The organism is Mycobacterium sp. Panama NTM2 (genome assembly GCF_054355555.1).
In genome coordinates this window covers 561,127-582,547 of the sequence record NZ_CM135953.1, presented here as the reverse complement: position 1 = coordinate 582,547, position 21,421 = coordinate 561,127, and the positions used below count along the sequence as shown (strand labels likewise).

22 protein-coding genes are annotated in these 21,421 nt (G+C 69.7%); 12 read left to right on the top strand and 10 right to left on the bottom strand.

From position 1 onward, the window contains the following. Positions 1-96 precede the first annotated feature (96 nt). The 5 genes from ACXYX3_RS02810 to ACXYX3_RS02790 are packed head-to-tail and all read left to right on the top strand — an operon-like array spanning position 97 to position 4,622. Positions 97-1,092, top strand: coding sequence for a glycosyltransferase (locus tag ACXYX3_RS02810; protein WP_458610067.1), 996 nt, complete (start codon positions 97-99; stop codon positions 1,090-1,092). Then, positions 1,089-2,198 carry a glycosyltransferase gene (locus tag ACXYX3_RS02805; RefSeq protein ID WP_458610066.1) on the top strand — a complete coding sequence of 370 codons (1,110 nt, stop codon included), beginning with the start codon at positions 1,089-1,091 and terminating at the stop codon, positions 2,196-2,198. The genes ACXYX3_RS02810 and ACXYX3_RS02805 overlap by 4 nt, the downstream gene beginning before the upstream one ends. After that, entirely contained in the window at positions 2,195-3,169 is a 975-nt protein-coding gene (locus ACXYX3_RS02800) for a glycosyltransferase (RefSeq protein ID WP_458610065.1), read from the top strand. Before ACXYX3_RS02805 ends, ACXYX3_RS02800 begins: the two co-directional genes overlap by 4 nt. After that, a complete protein-coding gene (locus tag ACXYX3_RS02795) occupies positions 3,166-4,002 on the top strand; it encodes a glycosyltransferase family 2 protein (protein WP_458610064.1) in 837 nt (278 codons plus the stop codon). Before ACXYX3_RS02800 ends, ACXYX3_RS02795 begins: the two co-directional genes overlap by 4 nt. Positions 4,003-4,007: 5 nt before the next feature. Continuing rightward, positions 4,008-4,622 carry a class I SAM-dependent methyltransferase gene (locus ACXYX3_RS02790; protein ID WP_458610063.1) on the top strand — a complete coding sequence of 205 codons (615 nt, stop codon included), beginning with the start codon at positions 4,008-4,010 and terminating at the stop codon, positions 4,620-4,622. Here ACXYX3_RS02790 and ACXYX3_RS02785 read toward each other — a convergent pair. After that, a complete protein-coding gene (locus ACXYX3_RS02785) occupies positions 4,603-5,007 on the bottom strand; it encodes a VOC family protein (protein WP_241206571.1) in 405 nt (134 codons plus the stop codon). The two genes, ACXYX3_RS02790 and ACXYX3_RS02785, sit on opposite strands and share 20 nt — an antisense overlap. A 22-nt stretch (positions 5,008-5,029) precedes the next feature. On the opposite strand from ACXYX3_RS02785, the gene ACXYX3_RS02780 reads away from it, so the two are divergent. Together ACXYX3_RS02780 and ACXYX3_RS02775 are read left to right on the top strand one after the other, a co-directional pair. Then, positions 5,030-6,757, top strand: coding sequence for an N-acyl-D-amino-acid deacylase family protein (locus ACXYX3_RS02780; protein WP_458610062.1), 1,728 nt, complete (start codon positions 5,030-5,032; stop codon positions 6,755-6,757). Further along, positions 6,754-7,302 carry a carboxymuconolactone decarboxylase family protein gene (locus ACXYX3_RS02775; protein WP_241206573.1) on the top strand — a complete coding sequence of 183 codons (549 nt, stop codon included), beginning with the start codon at positions 6,754-6,756 and terminating at the stop codon, positions 7,300-7,302. Before ACXYX3_RS02780 ends, ACXYX3_RS02775 begins: the two co-directional genes overlap by 4 nt. Here ACXYX3_RS02775 and ACXYX3_RS02770 read toward each other — a convergent pair. Both ACXYX3_RS02770 and ACXYX3_RS02765 read right to left on the bottom strand, forming a co-directional pair. Beyond that, the gene (locus ACXYX3_RS02770; RefSeq protein WP_458610061.1) at positions 7,299-8,111 is read right to left on the bottom strand and encodes an SDR family NAD(P)-dependent oxidoreductase; all 813 of its coding nucleotides are present in this window, start codon (positions 8,109-8,111) and stop codon (positions 7,299-7,301) included. The genes ACXYX3_RS02775 and ACXYX3_RS02770 overlap by 4 nt on opposite strands. A 26-nt stretch (positions 8,112-8,137) precedes the next feature. Further along, complete coding sequence (locus ACXYX3_RS02765; RefSeq protein WP_458610060.1) at positions 8,138-9,133, bottom strand: zinc-binding alcohol dehydrogenase family protein; 996 nt, start codon at positions 9,131-9,133, stop codon at positions 8,138-8,140. A gap of 89 nt (positions 9,134-9,222) precedes the next feature. Here ACXYX3_RS02765 and ACXYX3_RS02760 point away from each other — a divergent pair, with 89 nt between their 5' ends. Beyond that, the gene (locus ACXYX3_RS02760; protein ID WP_241206576.1) at positions 9,223-10,530 is read left to right on the top strand and encodes an MFS transporter; all 1,308 of its coding nucleotides are present in this window, start codon (positions 9,223-9,225) and stop codon (positions 10,528-10,530) included. 3 nt (positions 10,531-10,533) lie between these two features. Here ACXYX3_RS02760 and ACXYX3_RS02755 read toward each other — a convergent pair whose 3' ends face one another. From ACXYX3_RS02755 to ACXYX3_RS02745, 3 genes are all read right to left on the bottom strand, one after another. Next, positions 10,534-11,409 carry an endonuclease domain-containing protein gene (locus ACXYX3_RS02755; protein ID WP_458610059.1) on the bottom strand — a complete coding sequence of 292 codons (876 nt, stop codon included), beginning with the start codon at positions 11,407-11,409 and terminating at the stop codon, positions 10,534-10,536. Between the two features lie 141 nt (positions 11,410-11,550). Further along, positions 11,551-13,176: a chaperonin GroEL gene (gene groL, locus ACXYX3_RS02750; protein WP_221361569.1), complete on the bottom strand. Its 1,626-nt coding sequence runs from the start codon at positions 13,174-13,176 to the stop codon at positions 11,551-11,553. Positions 13,177-13,359: 183 nt separating this feature from the next. Then, positions 13,360-13,914, bottom strand: coding sequence for a TetR/AcrR family transcriptional regulator (locus ACXYX3_RS02745; RefSeq protein WP_458610058.1), 555 nt, complete (start codon positions 13,912-13,914; stop codon positions 13,360-13,362). A 98-nt stretch (positions 13,915-14,012) separates the two neighbouring features. Here ACXYX3_RS02745 and ACXYX3_RS02740 point away from each other — a divergent pair, with 98 nt between their 5' ends. The 4 genes from ACXYX3_RS02740 (at position 14,013) to ACXYX3_RS02725 (ending at position 18,137) form a co-directional block, all read left to right on the top strand. After that, positions 14,013-14,912, top strand: a complete 900-nt coding sequence (locus ACXYX3_RS02740) for an SDR family NAD(P)-dependent oxidoreductase (RefSeq protein ID WP_458610057.1) — start codon at positions 14,013-14,015, stop codon at positions 14,910-14,912. 26 nt (positions 14,913-14,938) lie between these two features. Further along, positions 14,939-15,838 (top strand): SDR family NAD(P)-dependent oxidoreductase, encoded by a 900-nt coding sequence (locus ACXYX3_RS02735; RefSeq protein ID WP_458610056.1) that lies wholly within the window; start codon positions 14,939-14,941, stop codon positions 15,836-15,838. Between the two features lie 9 nt (positions 15,839-15,847). Continuing rightward, positions 15,848-16,345 (top strand): cupin domain-containing protein, encoded by a 498-nt coding sequence (locus ACXYX3_RS02730; protein ID WP_458610055.1) that lies wholly within the window; start codon positions 15,848-15,850, stop codon positions 16,343-16,345. 91 nt (positions 16,346-16,436) lie between these two features. Beyond that, positions 16,437-18,137 (top strand): DEAD/DEAH box helicase, encoded by a 1,701-nt coding sequence (locus ACXYX3_RS02725; protein WP_458610054.1) that lies wholly within the window; start codon positions 16,437-16,439, stop codon positions 18,135-18,137. On the opposite strand, the gene ACXYX3_RS02720 is transcribed toward ACXYX3_RS02725, so the two are convergent. Genes ACXYX3_RS02720 through ACXYX3_RS02705 form a run of 4 tightly spaced genes read right to left on the bottom strand, consistent with a single transcriptional unit; the run spans position 18,126 to position 21,418 of the window. Then, entirely contained in the window at positions 18,126-18,599 is a 474-nt protein-coding gene (locus ACXYX3_RS02720) for an SRPBCC family protein (protein ID WP_458610053.1), read from the bottom strand. The genes ACXYX3_RS02725 and ACXYX3_RS02720 overlap by 12 nt on opposite strands. Positions 18,600-18,634: 35 nt before the next feature. Further along, positions 18,635-19,450 (bottom strand): HAD-IIA family hydrolase, encoded by an 816-nt coding sequence (locus ACXYX3_RS02715; RefSeq protein ID WP_458610052.1) that lies wholly within the window; start codon positions 19,448-19,450, stop codon positions 18,635-18,637. Between the two features lie 25 nt (positions 19,451-19,475). Next, on the bottom strand, positions 19,476-20,903 hold the full coding sequence (locus ACXYX3_RS02710; RefSeq protein WP_458611962.1) for a PH domain-containing protein: 1,428 nt from the start codon (positions 20,901-20,903) through the stop codon (positions 19,476-19,478). Between the two features lie 32 nt (positions 20,904-20,935). After that, entirely contained in the window at positions 20,936-21,418 is a 483-nt protein-coding gene (locus ACXYX3_RS02705) for a PH domain-containing protein (RefSeq protein ID WP_458611961.1), read from the bottom strand. Positions 21,419-21,421 lie beyond the last annotated feature (3 nt).

Below are 21,421 nucleotides of genomic sequence, written 5' to 3'. Positions count from 1 at the left end.
GACAGCGGCGAGACTGATCGCCTCTGTCGAAAGGATTGTGTGAATCTGATTCGTGTTGCCTCCGTTCCGGCTGCACACCCGTACATCACCGCCACCGTGGACACCACGCTCGTGACGCTGCTCCCCGATCCGGTTCCTCCGGATGCGAGCCAGCCGGGCCAGTGGTGGCCGCCACAATGGCTCGATCCGCAGTACGTGCTCGCACATGTCACCGAGATCGACATTCTGCACGTGCATTTCGGGTTCGAGAGCATCGAGCACGACGATCTCGTGGCCGTCGCCGACGTACTCGCCGCCTACGGCGTCCCGCTCGTGGTCACCGTGCACGACCTCGCGAACCCGCATCTCGAGGACCAGACCGGTCACCTCGCCAAGCTCGGCACCCTGCTGCACCGCGCGGATGCCGTGATCACCCTCACCGAGGGCGCGGCCCGGGAGGTCCGTGATCGGTGGGGCGTCGCGGCGACGGTGCTGCCGCACCCGCACCTGCTGCCGATCGACCAGGTCGGGTCACCGCGCGAGCACCGCACCGCGCCCGTCGTCGCCATCCATGCGAAGTTCCTGCGGGCGAACATCGACCCGTGGCCGGTGATGGACACACTGCTTGCAGCGCAGCATGTTTCGCTGCGGCTGGATCTCGATGGCAACGCTCTTGACTCACCTCGGGCCGACGAGCATTTGGCCGATCGGCTGGCGGCCTACCGGGCGCGCGGTGTCGACGTCCGGGTCCATCCACCGTTCACCGACGCCGAACTCGTCGGCTTCCTCCACGACATCGACATCCTGGTGCTGCCCTACCGCTTCGGCACCCACTCCGGCTGGGTCGAGGCCTGCCACGACAGCGGTGTCGTTCCCGTGGTCCCCGACTGCGGACATCTGCATGAACAACGGCCCTGCACCACCTTCGGTTTCGGCCTCGGACGCTTCGACCGAGCCGGCCTGCTCGCGGCCGTCGACGACGCGCTCGGACAGATCGGGGAACGAACAGACGATCTGAGCCGCCGGCGCGCGCGGGCCGCAGAACGCGACCAGGTGCGGCAGGACACCGCGCGGCTCTACCGCGGACTGTGCCGGAGTGCGAGAACCGCATGAGCGCACGCCCGTTACGCATCGCGCTTCTGGCCTCGTCCCGCTACCCGGTACGGCAACCGTTCGCCGGCGGACTGGAAGCGTTCGTGTTCGAACTCGCTCACGGCCTCACCGCTGCGGGACACCACGTCACCGTGTTCGCCGCGCCGGGCTCCGACATGGGCCTGCCATGGAACGTGGTGCCGCTGCGCACCCTGCACATGAGCGAGGAAACCCGCCGTCTCGATCCCACGACTCCTGAATGGGTGGTGCAGGAGACGCACGCCTACCTGTCGGTGATGGTGGGCCTGGGCCGGGCCGAGCTCGGTGCGTTCGACGTCATCCACAACCACAGTCCGCATTACCTGCCGCTTGCCATGGCCCACACCGTCGACGCCCCCATGCTGACCACGCTGCACACCCCTCCCCTGAAGTGGCAGGAGCAGGCGGTCGCACTCCCCGGCGGCGTGGCCAGCAGCTTCGTCGCCGTCAGTGAGTTCACCGCGCGGCAGTGGTCTCCGATCAGCGGGCCCATCCCGGTGATCCTCAACGGAGTGGACATGGCACACCGGCCGATGGGTCCTGGCGGCCATTACGCCGTGTGGACGGGGCGACTGGTGCCGGAGAAGGGCGTCACCTCGGCCATCGCCGCCGCGCGCGCTGCAGGCATCCCGTTGCGCATCGCCGGACCGATCGGCGACTCCGCGTATTTCGACGCCGCGGTGCGCCCTCTGCTGGGCGACGGCGTCGTCTACGACGGACACCTGCGGCGTGACGACCTGAACCTGCTGGTCGGCGGCGCGGCGGTCGCACTGGTGACCCCCCACTGGGACGAGCCCTACGGCCGCGTCGTCGCCGAAGCGCTCGCCGCAGGCACGCCCGTCGCGGCGTTCGCCCGCGGCGGGATCCCCGAGATCATCGACGAATCGTGCGGCCGGCTCGCGGCGCCCGGAGACATCGACGGGCTGAGCCTGGCCCTGCTCGACGCCATGAGGCTGAACCGGAGCGACGCGCGCGCCCGCGCCGAGCGCTGTTGCTCGCACGAGGTGATGGTGTCGCGGTATCTCGACCAGTATCGACAGCTGCTGTGCGCTCCGGGGATCTCGGCGATGGACGGCGTGTCGGCGTGATCGGTTACTACGTGCACCACCACGGCCGCGGGCACGCGGCCCGGGCCCGGTCCATCTGCGCCCGCCTCGACGAGCCCGTGACCTTCTTCTCCTCGCTGCCCCGCCCCGCGCAGATGCGGCCCCAGGACCGCTGGGTGCAGCTCGCCCTCGACGTCCCGCCCGACGGCGAGCTGCCCGTCGATCCGCAGAGCCGTGGCCGATTACATTGGGCACCAACACATGTGGCGGGTCTGGCGCGGCGCGCCGCCGATCTGCTCCAGGTCACCGCGGACTCCGGGCTACGCCGCCTGGTCGTCGACGTATCGGTCGAGATCGCGATGCTGGGCCGGCTGGCGGGCATCCCCGTCACCGTGATGGCGATGCCCGGCGAGCGCACCGATCCGGCCCACCGGCTGGCCTACGACATCGCCGACCAGATCGTGGCGCCCTGGTCCGCCGACGTCTACCGACCGGATTGGCTCCACGATCACGCGGACCGTACGCACTTCGTCGGATCGATCAGCCAGTTCGAGGATCGAGAGCGTCGCGCCAGGTCGGACGCGCGGACCGGGGTCCTGCTCGGCGGTGCCGGTGGCGACGATCTGCCCGCCGACGCCCTCGACCAGCTCCGCACGGCCCTTCCGCACTACCGGTGGATCGCGCTGGGCACATCGGGATGGGTCGACGATCCGTGGCCGGTCTTAGAGGAGGCCGACGTCGTGGTCACCCACGCAGGACAGAACGCCGTCGCCGACGTGGCGCTCACCGACGCCGCGGTGATCGTGATCCCCCAGCACCGCCCCTTCGCCGAACAGCACGCCACCGCAACAGCTTTGGCGCGAGCGGGGCTGACCGTAGAGTTGACCGAGTGGCCCACCCGTGACCGGTGGCCCGCGTTGCTCACCGGAACCCTCGCGCTGGACCGGTCGGCGTGGTCACGGCTGCAGGTTCGCGGGGCCGCCGCCCGCGCCGCGCAGGTGATCGCCGCGTGAGTCCTCGCGCCGCCGTGGTGACCGTCGTGCACGGGCGGCACGCACATTTGCGGACCCAGCAGGCGGGGTTGGCGCAGTGCGTGCCCGGGCAGCATGAGCGCATCGTGGTCGCGATGGCCGATCCGACCGTCCCTGAGCTCGCCGGCCCCGGCGTCCACGTCGTCCCGTGCTCCGCAGATCCCGCGGCGCTGCCGCTGGCCCGTGCCCGCAACGTCGGCGCCCAGGCCGCCCTCGATCGCGGTGCCGAGCTGCTGATCTTCCTCGACGTCGACTGCATCCCCGGCCGGGATCTGATCGGCCGGTACCTCGACGCGCACGGACGCATCGAGCGGCCGGCCCTGCTCTGCGGGCCCGTCACCTACCTGCCGCCCGCACCCGGCGGCTACCCCCTCGATCGCCTCGACGAGCAGACCGACCCCCATCCCGCGCGACCGGACCCTCCGCCGGGCGTGCTGCAGATCGAGCCGAACCACGACCTGTTCTGGTCGCTGTCTTTCGCCTGCTCGGCGGATACGTGGGCCCGCCTCGGCGGGTTCTGCGAGGACTACACGGGCTACGGCGGGGAAGACACCGACTTCGCGGCTTCCGCTGCAGCGCAAGGCATTCCGCTGATCTGGGTGGGCGGCGCGCACGCCTACCACCAGCACCACCCGGTCTCGGACCCGCCCGTCGAGCACGTGGCCGCCATCGTCGGCAACGCGCGGATCTTCCACCGGCGCTGGGGGCGGTGGCCGATGACGGGCTGGCTGGACGCGTTCGAACGCGACGGGCTGATCACACGCCGGGGCGACGACATCGAGATGACCGACAGGACGGTGACCGCAGGTGCCTGATCAAGATGCCTGATCCGATGGCCGGATTCGACCAGCCGGTGCAGTCCTGGGAGGACATCCCCGGCTGGTTCCAGTGGCGCTCGGGGCAGGAGGAAGCCGTCGAGCACTTCGCTGCCGGCGACCGCATCGTCGAAGTCGGCTGCTACCTGGGCCGCAGCCTCTGCTCGCTCGCCGAACTCGCCCGCGGTCGCGACCTGGTGATCGTCGGCGTCGACACCGCCCGCGGCAGCGGGCCCGAAGGGCGCGGCGGGACCAACGCGCACGCCCCCGCGGTCAGCCACGGCGGCGGCACGCTGGCCGGGCTGCTGCACCGCAACCTCATCGCGTGCGGCGCGGCCGATCAGGTGCAGCTCCTGATCAGCGACTCGGTGGCCGCAGCGAAGCTGTTCGCCGACGAATCCCTGGCCTGGGTGCACCTCGACGCCCGGCACGACTACGACAGCGTGTGCGCCGACATCACCGCCTGGCTGCCCAAAGTCCGCCCCGGCGGCTGGCTGTCGGGCGACGACTACGACGAGTGGCAGTGGCCCGGCGTGGTGCAGGCCGTCGCGGACACCCTCGACGGCGCCACCGGATGGTCGAAAGGTCAGTGGCGCTGGCTCAAACCGGCGGACCGGTGACCGCCGGGCCGCCGCCGTGGAACACGGCCTCGACGTTGTTGCCCTCGGGGTCGCGCACGAACGCGCCGTAGTAGTTGTCGTGGTACTCGGGCCACATCCGCGGCTCGTGCAGCGGCTCGGCCCCCAGCGAGAGCGCGGTGCGGTAGAACGCCTGCACGGCTTCGGCGTCCTTGGCCACGAACGCGACGTGCATCTCGCGGTTCGGACCTGACACGTCGCCGACCGAGGCGTCCCCGATCCAGAACGAGGGATGGCCGTCGGCGCCGTAGCCGACGGCGACCTCCATGTCCATCTGCCGGGTGTAGCCGAGCACCCCGAGGACCTTGTCGTAGAACGTCTTCGACTCGTCCCAGTGCACGCAGTTGATTCCGAAGTGGTCGATCATCTCCTGACCGTACATTCGAGGCATGACACATGACCTGATCATTCGTGGCGGGACCGTGGTCGACGGCCTGGGCGGCGGACCGTTCGTCGCCGACGTGGCGGTCACCGGCGGCGTGATCACCGAGGTGAGGCCCGGCATCTCGGGCCCGGCCGCCCGCGAGATCGACGCCACCGGCCTGCTCGTCACCCCCGGGTTCGTGGACCTGCACACCCACTACGACGGTCAAGCCATCTGGTCGGACCGACTGACCCCATCCTCGGCGCACGGTGTCACCACGGCGGTGATGGGCAACTGCGGCGTCGGCTTCGCTCCGTGCCGAGCCGATGATCACGACGTGCTCGTCGACGTGATGGCCGGGGTCGAGGACATCCCCGGGGTCGTCATGGTCGACGGGCTGCCCTGGCACTGGGAGACCTTTCCCGAGTTCCTCGACGCGGTCGAGGCGCGCCCGCACGACATCGACGTCGCCGCGTTCCTGCCGCACTCCCCGCTGCGCGTGTACGTGATGGGTCGCCGCGGTGTCGACCGGGAACCGGCGACGCCCGAGGATCTCGCGATGATGCGCAAGCTCGCCGCCGAGGCGGTGCAGGCCGGGGCGCTGGGCTTCGCGTCGTCGCGGCTGACGCTGCACAAGTCCGAGAGCGGTCACCCCATCCCGAGTTACGACGCCGGCTACGCCGAGATCGAGGCGATCGCGCGGGGTGTCGACGACGCCGGCGGCGGGTTGATCCAGTTCGTGCCCGACCTGATGGCCGGGGACTACGAGCCGGCGCTGCGCACGGTGTTCGACGTGGCCGCCGACGTCGGCCTGCCCGTCACGTTCACCCTCGCGATCGGCAACGCCGGTGACCCGTTCTTCCTCGACGCGCTGCGCATGGTCGAGAAGGCCAACGACAACGGCGGCCGGATCAGCGCGCAGATCTTCCCGCGCCCGATCGGGCTGATGCTCGGCCTCGAGTTGTCCGGCAACCCGTTCGTGATGTACCCGTCCTACCAGGCGATCGCGCACCTGCCGCTGGCCGAGCGGGTCGCCGAGATGCGGGAACCCGTAGTGCGCGAACGTATTCTGAACGATCGCCCGGCCGCCGACGGACACCCGCTGATGTTCGCCGCCCAAGCCTGGAACTACATGTTCCCGCTGGCCGATCCGCCGAATTATGAACCGGCGCCATCGGATTCGATCGGCGCCCGCGCACAGGCCCGCGGTGTCAGCCCCGCCGAAGAAGCCTACGACCGCCTGCTCGACGACGATGGCCAGGCCATGCTGCTGATGACCCTGGCCAACTTTCGGGACGGCTCACTCGACACCGTCGCCGAGCTCATCCGCCGCGACGACGTCGTCCTGGGTCTGGGCGATGGCGGCGCCCACTACGGAATGATCTGCGACGCAAGCTTTCCCACGTACATGCTGACGCACTGGGTGCGAGACCGGCCGACCGGCCGGCTCACGGTGGCCGACGCGGTGCGCGAACTCACCTCGGTGCCGGCGTCGGTGGCGGGCCTGGCCGACCGCGGCCGTATCGCCGTCGGCTACAAGGCCGACCTGAACGTCATCGACGCTGCGGCGCTGCGGCTGCACCGGCCCGTCGTCGTCGCCGACCTCCCGGCCGGCGGCCGGCGGCTCGACCAGAGCGCGGACGGCTACGTCGCCACCGTCGTCTCCGGGCAGGTGATCGCCGAGAACGGCGTCCCCACCGACGCCCGGCCCGGGACCCTGATCCGCGGCCGACGGGAGGCGCCGAACACGTGAGTCGCGTTGCGCCACTTGCCCCGCCGTGGAGCGAGCAGGACGCCGACGGCATCAACCGCTGGGGTCACCCCGACCGGACCTACGAGCCGCTGCTGCTGGTGCGGTGCCTGCAGCGTCACCCGGCGCTGGCCGCGAAGCTGCGCGCGCTGGGTGAGGCCCTGTATGTCGATGCGACACTGCCCCCTCGATTGCGCACCATCGCGATCCTGCGCATCTGCGCACTCGTCGGATGCGCCTACGAGTGGGGTGGGCAGGCCGCGTTCTGGGGTCCGATCGCGGGAGTGTCCGAGTCCGAATGCGACGCGCTGGTCACCGGCGCCGACGTCGGATGGTCAGCTCAGGAACGCACGCTGATATCCGCGGTCGACGAGCTCGAGGCGACCGGCTCGTGGATTGAGCGGACCTGGACGGCGTTGGGAGGCACCCTCAGTGACGAGCAGCGGATGGAGTTGCTGATCGCGGTCGGCTGGTACCGCACCATCTGCACGCTGTGCAACGGGATGGACCTTCCCGTCGAAGGCTGGATGCGGCCTTGGCCCGGCTAGCTCGACCGCTTCAGCGCCGGGTGCTGGTTACGTAGCAGGGGCAACAGCAGCCGGCGCGGCATGACTTCGAAGACCCGTGCCGGAATCTCGTTCTGCCAACCCGGGATGACGCTGCGCCCGCTCTCCAGTGCCTCGATGCCCTTCCTGGCGACGGTGCGCGACGGAATCCACAGGAACTTCGGAAACGCCGCAGCGAAGGTCCGCTCGTCCATGCCTGCCGTCTCTAGGAACTCGGTGCGCACCGGCCCCGGATGCAGAGCGGCGACGGTGACGCCCGTGCCGGCCAGCTCACCGCGCAACCCGTCGGTGTAGGACCGCACGAACGCCTTCGTCGCAGCATAGCCCGACTGACCGGGGAACGGCTGGAAGCCGGCCGTCGACCCGACATTGAGGATCGCGCCACGGCCGCGCGGCACCATCTGCTGCACCGCACGGGTGGTCAGGTCGATCACCGCCTCGACGTTGACCCTCACCTGGCCGATCTCGGCTTCCGGGGTCGAGCCGAGGACCGGGCCGATGGTGCCGATGCCGGCGTTGTTGACGAGGATGTCCATCGTGAGGCCGCGGCGGCCGACTTCCTCCAGGAGATCCGCGCGGGCGGCCGCGTCGGCGACGTCGCAGGCGATGACCTCGACCCGGACCCGGCCCGACAGTTCGTCGGCCAGTTCACGCAGCCGGTTCTCGCGGCGGGCGACCAGCGTCAGGCCGTACCCGCGCCCCGCGAGTTCGCGAGCCAGGTCGGCGCCGATGCCCGACGAGGCTCCGGTGACGACGGCGGTGGTGTTCTCGGACGGGCGGGGAAAGGCCATGGTGTGGGAACCTACGCCGCCGCCCGTCAGCGGGTGAGCACGACCTTGCCCGTCATCCGCCCCGATTCCACGTCGCGGTGCGCCTCGGCCAGCCCGGCCGCCGAGAAATCGGTGATGGTCTTGGTGACCGTGGTGCTCAGCGTGCCCTGATCGACGAGTTCGGCCGCGCGCGTGAGCAACCGCTGCTGCTCGATCATGTCGGGTGTCTCGAACATGGCCCGGGTGAACATCAACTCCCAGTGCCACGCAATGCTTTTCGCCTTCAGATCCACCAGCTCCAGGCCCTCTGGTTCGTCGATCGCCGTGATGTGGCCGAAGGGTTTGACGATCGCCTCGTAGTCGTCGATGTTGCCTGCCGAATGCGGGGAGAACAGGTAGTCGACGCCGCCCGGCACCGCGGCCAGCGTCTCGTCCCGCAGGTGGTGGTGGTTCACGATCAGGTCGGCGCCCATCCGCTGCGCCCACGCCCGGGACTCGTCACGGCTGGCGGTCGCGACCACCCGAACCTGCGTCAGCGCCTTCGCGAGCTGGATCATGATCGAGCCGACTCCGCCGGCGGCACCGAGCACCAGCAGATCGCCGGTCGATTCGCGGGTGAGTCCGAAGCGGTCGAACAGCGACTCCCACGCGGTGATCGTCGTCAGCGGCAGCGCGGCCGCGTCGGCGAACGACAGCGATGCCGGCTTGCGGGCCACGATGCGCTCGTCGACCGCCTGCAGCTCGGCGTTGCTGCCGGCGCGGGTGATGTCCCCGGCGTACCAGACCTCGTCGCCCACCGACAGCGTCGACACCTGCGGGCCGACCGCCTCGACCACACCGGCCGCGTCATAACCCAGAATCTTTGGTTCGGAGGAGGACTCCAGTGCCGCACGCTGTTTCACGTCGACCGGATTCACCGACACCGCGAGTACCCGGACCAGTACGTCGCGGGGCCTCAGCTCGGGCACCGGGACGGTGATGTCGCGCAGGCTGTCGTCGATCGAGTCGGCGGCGTACGCGCCGATCGCAGTCATCGTGTCCATGCTGACAGTGAACCTCAGCGGCGCCGACTTTCATCCATGCCGATCGCAAACGTTGTTCGGAGCCCGGCGACATGCGGTGATGGATCCTCGTGACTGTCATAGCCCCACCCGACACCGAGCCCGCCACACCGGCAGCGCGCACCGCGCTGTGGGCGTCCCTGGTCGGGACGACGATCGAGTGGTACGACTTCTTCCTCTACGCGACGGCCGCCAGCCTCGTGTTCAACCGGGCCTTCTTCCCCGACCAGACGACGTTCGTCGGCACGCTGCTGTCGTTCGCGACGTTCGCGGTGGGGTTCGTTGTCCGGCCCATCGGCGGGTTCGTGTTCGGCCACATCGGCGACCGCATCGGCCGTAAGAAGACGCTGGCGCTGACCATGCTGCTCATGGGCGCGGCGACCGCGCTGATGGGTGTGCTGCCGACCGCCGCGCAGATCGGTGTGCTCGCACCGATCCTGCTGCTCCTGTTGCGCATCGTGCAGGGCTTCGCGCTCGGCGGCGAGTGGGCGGGCGCGGTACTGCTGGCGGTCGAGCACGGCCCGGCGCGCAGGCGAGGGCTCTTCGGCAGCATCCCGCAGGTCGGCCTGGCGCTCGGACTCGCCCTCGGCACAGGCGTTTTCGCCCTGCTGCAGATCGCGCTGCCCGATGATGCGTTCCTGGCCTACGGCTGGCGCATTGCGTTCCTGTTCAGCATCGTGCTGGTGATCTTCGGTGTCGCGGTGCGGCTGAAGGCCAGTGAGACACCGGCCTTCGAGAAGGTCCGCGACGAGGACGACCGGGCCGCGGTGCCGGTGCGGGAGGTGTTCCGACCGCCGGTGCTGCGCTCGACCGTGCTGGGCATGCTGTCGCGGTGGGGCGAAGGGGCCGCGTTCAACACCTGGGGCGTGTTCGCCATCGCCTACGCCACCGGCACGCTGAAGCTGGAGAAGGTGCCGGTGCTGATCTCCGTTACTGCCGCCGCCCTGCTGATGGCGGTGCTGCTGCCCGTATCGGGTCTGCTGACCGACCGCTACGGCCCGAAGCGGATCTACACGATCGGCATCGGCGCCTACGGCGTCGCGGTGTTCCCGGTGTTCGCCTTGTTCGGCACCCGCGACATCGGGCTGTACGCCGTCGGCATGCTCGTGGTGTTCGGCGTCGTGCATGCGCTGTTCTACGGCGCGCAGGGCTCGCTGTACGCGTCGCTGTTCCCAGCCCGCATCCGCTACACGGGGCTCTCGACGGTCTACCAACTCTCCGGCGTGTTCGCCTCGGGGCTGACACCGCTGATCCTGACCGCCCTGATTGGAGCGGTGGGCGGTTCGCCCTGGCTGGCGTGCGGCTACCTGGTGCTGACCGCGGTGATCAGCGTGACCGCGACGCTGGCTCTGAAGCCGACGCCGCTGCGGGAGCTCTAGAAGCTAGGCCGAACGTGGGCCTCGTGCACGGCATCCGCCGAGAAGTTGTGCACAGGCCCCACGTTCGAGCAGCTTGGCGCGCACACGTTCGACGATGACGTCGGGACGCCGCAGCATCTCAGCGCTCACCCTGATTACCGCCCACCCGGCCTCGTCCAACAGCGCCAGCCGGTCGATGTCCCATGTGCGCTGCCGCCGGTCACTCCAGTGCTGAACACCGTCGTACTCGACGGCGACCTTCCACTGCCGCCAGCCCATGTCGACACGGACACGCAGATCTTTGAACGCGATCTGCGTCTCGGGCCGCGGGAGTCCGGCGCGGACCAGGATGAGCCTCACCCGGGTTTCCTGCGGCGACTCCGCACCCCCGTCGATCAACTTCAGTAACCCGGGGATACGCCGAACACCGCGAACGCCGGGGTGCGCTGCTGCGACGGCTGCGATCTCAGCCGCGGACAAGCGGGTTGCGTTCATCAGCGCGTCGATGACGGGGACCGCCTCGTCGAAAGGTCGGGTGCGGCCGAGATCGAACGCAGTGCGCGCCGGCGTGGTCGCATCGACCCCCGCGACGAGACACGTCTCTCCGGCTGCGAGGGTCCATGAGTGCGCGATCATGCCGGGTGCCGCATGCCGGTCCGCGCGGACGATCTCCGCGGGCGCGTGAGGGTCGATCCACTTGGTGCCGAAGACCGCGGCGGCCGAGGTCCCGCCCAGAACTGCGCCGGTTGCGAGCCATGCGGCATGCGCTGTGATGCGGGCCGTCAACTCGACGTCCTTCGCGAGATAGACGTCGCGGAACACCGGGCGGTGGTGACGGGCCAGGGCGCGGCGGGTGAGGTGGCCGTCGCGGACCGCGACGCTGCCGATGAAAGGTTCCATACGGGCACCGTCACCGCGGCATCCGACGAGAGTGGGCCTCCCGCACGCTTTTCGGGCCGAACCTGTGCACAGGGCCCACGTTGGGGATAAACAAGAAGGCCCGGCCCCGCGAACGGGACCGGGCCTCTTGAAGGCGACTTCTTAGAAGTCCATGCCGCCCATGCCACCGGTCGGGTCGCCGGCAGGTGCGGCGGCCTTCTCCGGCTTGTCGGCGACGACGGCCTCGGTGGTGAGGAACAGCGCCGCGATCGAGGCTGCGTTCTGCAGCGCCGAGCGGGTCACCTTCACCGGGTCGGCGACGCCGGCCTTGAGCAGGTCCTCGTACTCGCCGGTCGCGGCGTTGAGGCCGTGACCCGCGGGCAGGTTGGACACCTTCTCGGCGACGACACCGGGCTCGAGACCACCGTTGAAGGCGATCTGCTTCAGCGGGGCCGACAGCGCGACGCGCACGATGTTGGCACCGGTCGCCTCGTCACCGGAGAGGCCGAGGCCGTCCAGCGTCGGGGCCGACTGCAGCAGGGCGACGCCGCCACCGGCGACGATGCCCTCTTCGACGGCAGCCTTGGCGTTGCGGACGGCGTCCTCGATGCGGTGCTTGCGCTCCTTGAGCTCCACCTCGGTGGCAGCTCCGGCCTTGATCACCGCAACACCGCCGGCCAGCTTGGCCAGGCGCTCCTGCAGCTTCTCGCGGTCGTAGTCGGAGTCGCTGTTCTCGATCTCGGCGCGGATCTGGGCCACGCGGCCGGCGATGGCGTCGGAATCACCGGCGCCCTCGACGATGGTGGTCTCGTCCTTGGTCACGACGACCTTGCGGGCCTTGCCGAGCAGCGCGACGTCGGCGGTCTCCAGGGACAGGCCGACCTCTTCGCTGATGACCTGGCCACCGGTGAGGATCGCCATGTCCTGCAGCATCGCCTTGCGGCGGTCACCGAAGCCCGGGGCCTTGACGGCGACGGACTTGAAGGTGCCGCGGATCTTGTTGACCACCAGGGTCGACAGGGCTTCGCCCTCGACGTCCTCGGCGATGATCAGCAGCGGCTTGCCGGACTGGATGACCTTCTCCAGCAGCGGGAGCAGGTCCTTGACCGTGGACACCTTGGAGCTGACCAGGAGGATGTAGGGATCCTCGAGGACGGCTTCCTGGCGCTCGGCGTCGGTCACGAAGTAGCCCGAGATGTAGCCCTTGTCGAAGCGCATGCCCTCGGTGAGCTCGAGCTGCAGGCCGAAGGTGTTGCTCTCCTCGACGGTGATGACGCCCTCGTTGCCGACCTTGTCCATAGCCTCGGCGATGAGCTCGCCGATCTGGACGTCACCGGCGGAGATCGCGGCGGTGGCGGCGATCTGCTCCTTGGTCTCGACCTCCTTGGCCGACTTGAGCAGACCCTCGGTCACGGCCTCGACGGCCTTCTCGATGCCACGCTTGAGGCCGAGCGGGTTGGCGCCGGCGGCCACGTTGCGCAGACCCTCGCGCACGAGCGCCTGGGCCAGCACGGTGGCGGTGGTGGTGCCGTCACCCGCGACGTCGTCGGTCTTCTTGGCGACTTCCTTGACCAGCTCGGCGCCGATCTTCTCGTACGGATCCTCGAGCTCGATCTCCTTCGCGATGGACACGCCATCGTTGGTGATCGTGGGGGCACCCCACTTCTTCTCGAGGACGACGTTGCGACCCTTGGGGCCCAGCGTCACCTTTACCGCGTCGGCGAGGCTGTTGAGGCCCCGCTCGAGGCCGCGACGGGCCTCTTCGTCATACGCAATTGTCTTGGCCATTGCGAAGTGTTTCCTCCGGGATTGGGGATGCACGTCTTGCTGGTCGGGCGCAGTGCCCGCGACGGACGGCTGGGGATGTGCTCGCGGAAATGCGGCCCCGGCCTCACCGTCCCGACCTAGCACTCACCGGTCGCGAGTGCCAACTGCATTCTTAGCACTCGACCTGGGAGAGTGCAAGGCTGTTCATCGAACGCGTAGGCCGTCCAGCACGACGTCGATGACCCTGGTCGCAGCCTCCCCGTTGTAGCCCTGCATCGCCTGGAGCCCGACCAGCAGAGCCTTGACCTCCGCCACGCCGATCTCGCCGCGCACGGTGCCTGCCTCCTGCCCGGCGCGCAGCAACTCTCCGAGCATTGCGAGGAACTCGTCTTCGACCTCAGGGATCGCCACGTCCACCGAGACACCGGCTCCGGCGAGCGCCTCGCTGAGACCCCGGTCGGTGGCCCCCCATTGCAGGACCAGGGTGCGTAGAAAGGCGAACAGCGCCTCCCCTGGCGCAACCTCCTGGAGCAGGGCGCTGCCCCACGCGATGATGCTGCGAATTCGGTCGTCGACGACGGCGCGGAACAGGTCTTCCTTCGTCGGAAAGTGTCGGTAGACCGTGCCGGCACCGACCCCGGCCCTGCGGGCGATCTCGTCGATCGGCACCGCCAGCCCCTCCTCGGCGAAGGTCTCGTAGGCGACCTCGAGCACCCGGGCGCGGTTGCGTGCCGCGTCTGCGCGCAGGGGCCGATTCATGACGAGCTCCTCAGGAATAGATAAACGGGGCGTGCGTTCCGTATAGTGATCAACAACCGGAGCGGACGCCCCGCTTTCATTCATTCTAGGAGAACGTCATGACGACATGGACTGAAGCCGACATTCCCGACCAGACCGGCCGCACAGCCGTGATCACCGGCGCCAACACCGGCCTCGGCTTCGAGACCGCCAAGGCGTTGGCAGCGAAGGGAGCGACGGTCGTCGTCGCGGTCCGCAACACCGACAAGGGGAAGGACGCGGTCCGCCGCATCCAGCAGACGGCACCTGAGTCGACCGTCGTGCTGCAGCAGCTCGACCTCAGCTCACTGGCCTCGGTACGCGCTGCCGCGGACCGACTCAAAAGCGATCACGCCACCATCGACCTACTCATCAACAACGCCGGCGTCATGTACACGCCCCGCCAAGAGACCGCAGACGGCTTCGAGCTGCAGTTCGGCACCAACCACCTCGGCCACTTCGCGCTGACCGGGCTGCTTCTCGATCGTGTCACGGCGGCCCCGGCGGGGCGCATCGTCACCGTCAGCAGCATCGGCCACCGAATCCGCGCGAGCATCCACTTCGATGACCTCCAACTCGAGCGCAGGTACAACCGCGTCGTGGCCTACGGCCAGTCCAAACTCGCCAACCTGCTGTTCACCTACGAGCTGCAGCGGCGGTTGGCCGCCGCCGGATCGCCGGCCTCCGCACTGGCGGCACACCCGGGCGGGTCGAACACCGACCTCGGCCGACACCTGCCACTGCTCGATCCGGTGTTCCGCGCGGTGTCGCAGAGCGCGGCGACGGGAGCCTTGCCGACATTGCGGGCCGCGACCGATCCGGCCGCCCGCGGGGGCCAGTACTACGGCCCGTCAGGACCCTTCGAGCTGCGCGGGTACCCCGAGGTGGTGGACTCGAGCAAGCAGTCCAAAGACGTCGAGCTGCAGCGACGCCTCTGGACCGTGTCCGAAGAACTCACCGGAATCACCGTCGCCGTCTAGCGATCCCCTCCCACGAAAGGACACCCATGAGCGACTGGACCACAGCCGACATCCCTGACCAGACCGGCCGCGTCGCCGTCATCACCGGCGCCAACACCGGCCTCGGCTTCGAGACCGCCAAGGCGCTGGCGGACAAGGGCGCGACCGTCGTCATCGCGGTGCGCAACGTCGAGAAGGGCAAGCAGGCGGCGGACAGGATCAGCGGGACCGTCGAGGTCCAGGAGCTGGACCTGACATCCCTGGTCTCCATCCGCGCCGCCGCCGACGCACTCAAGGGCCGGTTCGAGCGCATCGATCTGCTGATCAACAACGCCGGCGTGATGACGACCCCCAAGGGCACCACGAAGGACGGCTTCGAGCTGCAGTTCGGCACCAACCACCTCGGCCACTTCGCGTTCACCGGGCTGCTGCTCCCCAACATCGTCGACGTGCCCGGCTCCCGCGTGGTGACCGTGAGCAGCAACGGCCACAAGATGGGCGGTGCGATCCACTGGGACGACCTGCAGTGGGAGCGCAGCTACAGCCGAATGGGCGCCTACACGCAGTCCAAGCTGGCCAACCTGATGTTCACCTACGAGCTGGAGCGCCGCCTGGCCCCGCGCGGGAAGACGATCGCCGTCGCGGCCCACCCAGGGACGGCCACCACGGAGTTGGCGCGCAGCTTCCCACGCCCGGTCGAACGCGCCTTCCTGGCGGCTGCTCCGCTGCTGTTCGCCCAGAAGCCCGATGGCGGTGCGCTGCCATCGCTGCACGCCGCCACCGACCCCGGTGTGCTCGGCGGGCAGTATTACGGCCCCGACGGCATCGGCCAACAGCGCGGCGCGCCCGTCGTCGTGGCGTCCAACGCGCTGTCCTACGACGTGGCCCAGCAGCAGCGGTTGTGGACGGTCTCCGAAGAACTCACCGGAGTCACCTTCCCCGTTTAGCGTGGGCGCATGTCGCTGCTGGTGCCGCCCTATCCCCCGCCCCGCTACACCGCCGACGAGCCCGAGGTCAGCGCGTGGCTCAAGCGTGGCGACGCACCACCGGACTACGACTCCTTCGGCCTGGTCCAGTACCACTATCTGGCCGGCCAGGGCGACACCGGCGGCGACTACGGCCTGTACCGGGTGAGGATCGCCCCGCGCGGGGGCGGGCCGGGCCCGCACTACCACCGCGGCATGAGCGAGGCGTTCTACATCCTGTCGGGCACCGTGGCGCTGTACGACGGCAGCGAGTGGACCGACGGCGGGGCGGGAGACTTCCTCTACGTCCCGCCGGGCGGCATCCACGGCTTCGGCAACCGGGCCGACGAACCCGCGACGATGCTGATGCTGTTCGCCCCGGGTGCGCCGCGCGAGCACTACTTCGAGGGGTTGGCCCAGCTCGGCGAGCTGACCGACGAGGAACGCCGCGAGTGGTTCGCCAAGAACGACAACCACTTCGTCGAGTAGGCACCAGACACGCCGGGGGTGGACACGCCGCGTCGGATGCGATCGCGGAAGCGCCTGCCCTAGACTGCGATTCGGTCGAAAGGAGTCGTGGGTGCGGGCTGATGCAGCGCCCAGCACCCCGACGCTTCGCGGTTGGCAGCGACGGGCGCTGGTCAAATACTTGTCGGCGCAACCTCGCGATTTCCTGGCCGTCGCCACCCCCGGTTCCGGGAAGACCACGTTCGCGCTGCGCATCGTCGCCGAACTGCTGGCCCAGCGCACCGTCGAGGCGGTGACGATCGTGGTGCCGACCGAGCACCTGAAGATCCAGTGGGCGCAGGCCGCAGCGCGCCAGGGCATCGCGCTGGACCCGAAGTTCTCGAACTCGAACTCGCAGACGTCCTCGGAGTACCACGGCGTCGTCGTCACCTATGCCCAGGTTGCGAGCCATCCGTCGCGGCACCGGGTGCGCACCGAGAACCGCAAGACGCTCGTCGTGTTCGACGAGATCCACCACGGCGGTGACGCCAAGAGCTGGGGTGACGCGATCCGGGAGGCCTTCGACGACGCCACCCGGCGCCTCGCGCTGACCGGGACGCCGTTCCGCAGCGACGACAGTGCGATCCCGTTCGTCACCTACGAGACCGGACCGGACGGTTTCCAGAGGTCCAAGGCCGACCACACCTACGGCTACTCGGACGCTCTCGCCGACGGTGTGGTTCGGCCGGTCATGTTCATGGCGTATTCGGGTGAGGCCCGCTGGCGCGACAGCGCCGGCGAGGAGCACGCGGCCCGGCTCGGCGAGCCGTTGACCGCCGAGCAGACCGCGCGGGCCTGGAAGACGGCGCTGAACCCGGCCGGGCAGTGGATGCCCGCGGTGATCGCCGCCGCCGACACCCGGCTGCGGGGCCTGCGTCAGCACGTTCCCGACGCCGGCGGCATGATCATCGCCTCCGACCAGACCGCCGCCCGCGCCTATGCCGACCTGCTGCTCACGATCACCGGCGAGGCGCCGACCGTGGTGCTCTCCGACGACAAGGGCGCCTCGGACCGCATCTCGCAGTACGCCGCGGACACGTCACGCTGGCTGGTGGCGGTGCGCATGGTGTCCGAAGGTGTGGACGTGCCGCGCCTCGCCGTCGGCGTGTACGCGACGAGCGCGTCGACGCCGCTGTTCTTCGCCCAGGCGATCGGGCGCTTCGTGCGGTCGCGCCGGCCCGGCGAGACGGCCAGCATCTTCCTGCCCTCGGTGCCGAACCTGCTGATGCTCGCCAGCGAGATGGAAGCCCAGCGCAACCACGTGCTGGGCAAGCCGCACCGGGAGACCGAGGACGATCCGCTCGATGCCGAGCTGGCCGAGCAGAAGCGCGACGAGCCCGACGACAACGAGGGCAAGATCGAATACCTCGGTGCCGACGCCGAATTGGATCAGGTGATCTTCGACGGCGCCTCGTTCGGCACGGCCACCCCCGCAGGCAGCGACGAGGAAGCCGACTACCTCGGCATCCCCGGTCTGCTCGACGCGAAAGCGATGCGCGACCTGCTGCGCCGACGGCAGGACGAACAACTGCAGAAGCGCACCGAATCGGGTGCCGTGGTGCCGGCGACGACGCACGGACAGCTGCGTGAGCTCCGTCGTGAACTCAACACGCTGGTTTCGCTGGCGCACCACCGCACGGGCCGGCCGCACGGCTGGATCCACAACGAGCTGCGCCGCCGCTGCGGGGGTCCGCCGGTCGCTGCCGCCACCCGCGATCAGCTCAAGGAACGCATCGAGGCGATCCGTGTGCTGCAGCGGGAGTTAACGGCCTGACGCCAGCGCCGACAGGTTGGCCAGCGAGCCGTCCAGATAGCTCGTCGGGAACGGCGGGAACGTGATGTGCTCGCGCAGGTCGGCGCGAACGGCCGACCAGTCGTAGGTCAGACGCACCCGGGTCTGGGCGGGCCCGGTGGGTTCGAGATCGTAACGCCATGTCCAGCCGCCGAATTCGAGCTCCCCGCTCTCGCCCGCTTGTCCGGGCTCCCAGGCGATCGTCCGACCGGGGTCGAAGACGATGACCTTGTTGGCCATGTCGTAATACCCGTCCGGGTGGTTGTCGTGAAACATCCGGATGCGGAAGATCTGGCCGTTCTCGGTCACGACACCTGGGTCGAGTGAGTCACGCAGCCACCCCGTGCCGTCGATGGCGGCGTGGTTGGCGGGGTCGGCGAGCACCGCGAAAACCGCAGCGGGCTCGGCATTGACGACGGTCTCGACTATCAGCGTTTCGGTCATGCAGTTCCGACTCCGCGCCGGCGCGGAACTCATCGCTACAGGTCGAGCAGCGTCGGCAGATCAGCCACCGAATCGATCACGTGGTTGGGCTGCATCGCGAATTCGTCTGCAGCCCAACGGTCCAACGTGTCCTGGCGGAACTTGCCGGTGCGCACGAGGACACCCGTCATCCCGACGACCTGTGCGGCCAACACGTCGTTGTTGAGGTCGTCGCCGATCATGTACATCTCGTCGGGGTCGACGCCGAGCCGGCCCGCCGAAGACAGGAAGCCTTCGGGCGCCGGCTTTCCCACCGCGGTCGCCTTGCGACCGGAGGTCTCCTCCATTCCGATCAGGTACATGCCGGTGTCGACGCGCAGCCCGTCGGTGGTGGTCCATGCGGTGCTGCGGTGCATGGCGACGACCGGCACGCCCTGGGCCATCCAGTCGTACACCCACGACAACGTCTCGTGGGTGTACTCGGGCCCAGCTCCTCCCAGGAGCACAACGTCCGGCGCCTCCGGGGCCTCCGGGCCGGTGAAATCGGTCGAGTAGACGAGGTCGATGCCCGGCATGTCCTCGCCGATCTGCCCGCTGTTGACCAGGAAGCAGCGGGCATCCGGGTACCGGTCGCGGACGTAATCTGCGGTCAGCGCGGCCGCGGTGATCACCTCGTCGGCGCGCACGTCCATCCCCGCATCGGTCAGCAACTCGGCGATCTGGGCGCGCGTCCTCGTGGTGGTGTTGGTCAGATATGCGCACGCCACCTGATGCTCGTTGAGCGTGCGCAACGTCTCGGCCGCGCCATCGATCGGCTGCCAGGAGGTGACCAGCACGCCGTCGATGTCGAACAGCACTCCACCGATCGCCATGGTGCGACAGTAAACCGCGCCGGTCTCAGCGCAACTCGGCCCCGGCCCATGCGACGGCGGCCAGCCATGGTGACGTCGCGGCCGCGATCGACCATGCCGCCGCGACGGGAACGTCGACTATCTCGTAGCGCTTCTCGCCGGCCGCCGTCGCCGCGATCACGGTCGCCACCCCGGCGCGGCGCTGCGGCAGCGTCTGCCGCACGGTCCACGCGACGACACCCGCGGCGGCCACGCAGTCACGGTGGCGCAGCACGCTGCCGGCCTGCGACACCAGCCAGCCGTCACCCACCCGATGCCCGAGCGCGCTGGATCGGTCCGCGGCCAGCCACGCGCAGGCCGCGGTCGCCGCGGCCAGCACGGGCCAGGTCCACAGCGGGACACCCCAGCCGGCCGCGGTCACGGTCAGCGCCAACGCCAGCGCAGCCGGTGCGGCGAGCGCACGCGTCCACCGCCGCCGGGTCGCCGCCGGCCCGTGTCGGGTGAGCGGGCCGCGCACCGCTTCGGGCGCGTCGATGAGCTGCGTCAGCACCGACTCGGCGGTGGCCCGCGGACACGGTGGCAACAGCTGCGACGCCTCGCCCGCCCCGCCGACACCCGTCATCACGGCGTCCAGCCGCGCGCCGCCGAACCACCGCACCAGCAGCGGCTGGCGCAGCGTGCCGCCGCGCAGCCTGCGCATGTCGAACGTGTGCTCGCGGACGCGCAGGAGACCGTGCGACAGGTGCAACACGTCGGCGTCGCGTCTCAGCTCGAGATTGCCGAAGGTGAGCAGCGACCGCGTCACCGCCACGACCACCGAAGCGACGAGAAGGAGCAACGCCACGGCCGCCACCGTGCCGACCGTTCCCAACGTCCGCGCCGCCCCCTCGCCGGCCCTCGCGACGGCGCTGTCCGAAAAGGCGGCAAGTGCGCCCGTCTGGCCGAGCAGACCGAAACCCGCGGCGATCATCACGACCCCGGTCGCCGTGAGCGGGCTGTAGCGCAGCCATGACGGCTGCCAGCGCGCCAGCACCCGGCCGGATCCGGCGTCACCCTGGCGCTCGGACGGCACCGACGAGTCGGCCAGCAGCATCGCGCGCAGTCGCGGCACATCGCCGGCCGGGAGCGCGTCGAGCGCGAACATCGTGTCTCCGCCGGCCTGCCTGCCGGTGCCGATCTGCACCACGGTGAGTCCGAGGAGCCGGTGCAGCGGGCGCGCATCCGTGGACACCGACCGGATGCGGTTGCGGGGCAGCGAGAGCACCGAGCGCCGCAGCACCCCACTGCGGAGCCGGATGTCATCGGCACCGATGCGATAGGTCGTGGTGAACCACCGGGCCGCGCCGTAGCCGACGACCAGCAGCACGCCGCCGAGCGTCCATCCGGGGTTGCCGGTCGTCGACCCGAGAACCAGGGACGCGATCAGCACCGGCAGTTGGCGCAGTACCTCGTGGATCGGGTGCACGAGCAGCATCCGTGGGCTCAGCCGCAGCCAGCCGTCGTCGGTCACGTCGCGTCCTCGGCACCCAGCGCCGCGATGTCGGTCACCCGTGCCACCACCCGGTCCGCCACGTCGGCGTCGAGCGCCACGATGCGCACCGCGCCGGCGGACGACGCCGTCGTCACGGTCACGTTCGACAACCCGAAGAGCCGGTCCAGCGGACCGCGGTGCGTGTCGACGGTCTGGACCCGCGAGATCGGAGCGATGCGACGCTCCTGCACCCACCAGCCAGACCGCACATAGACGGCGGTGGCATCCATGTCCCAGCGGTGCACCCGGTAGCGCCACAGCGGGGCGACGACCACCGACGTCACGATCCCCACGATGGTGCCCGCAGCGACCAGCGCGTGCAGCCAGCCCACCCGGGGGTCGACAACGATCCACACCACCTGCGCCGCGACCGCCACCGTCCACGGGATCGCCGCCGACAGCGCCCACACCCGCGGCGCCTTCCGACTCGGCGGGTGGGCGGGGTCGAGGAGATCCATGGT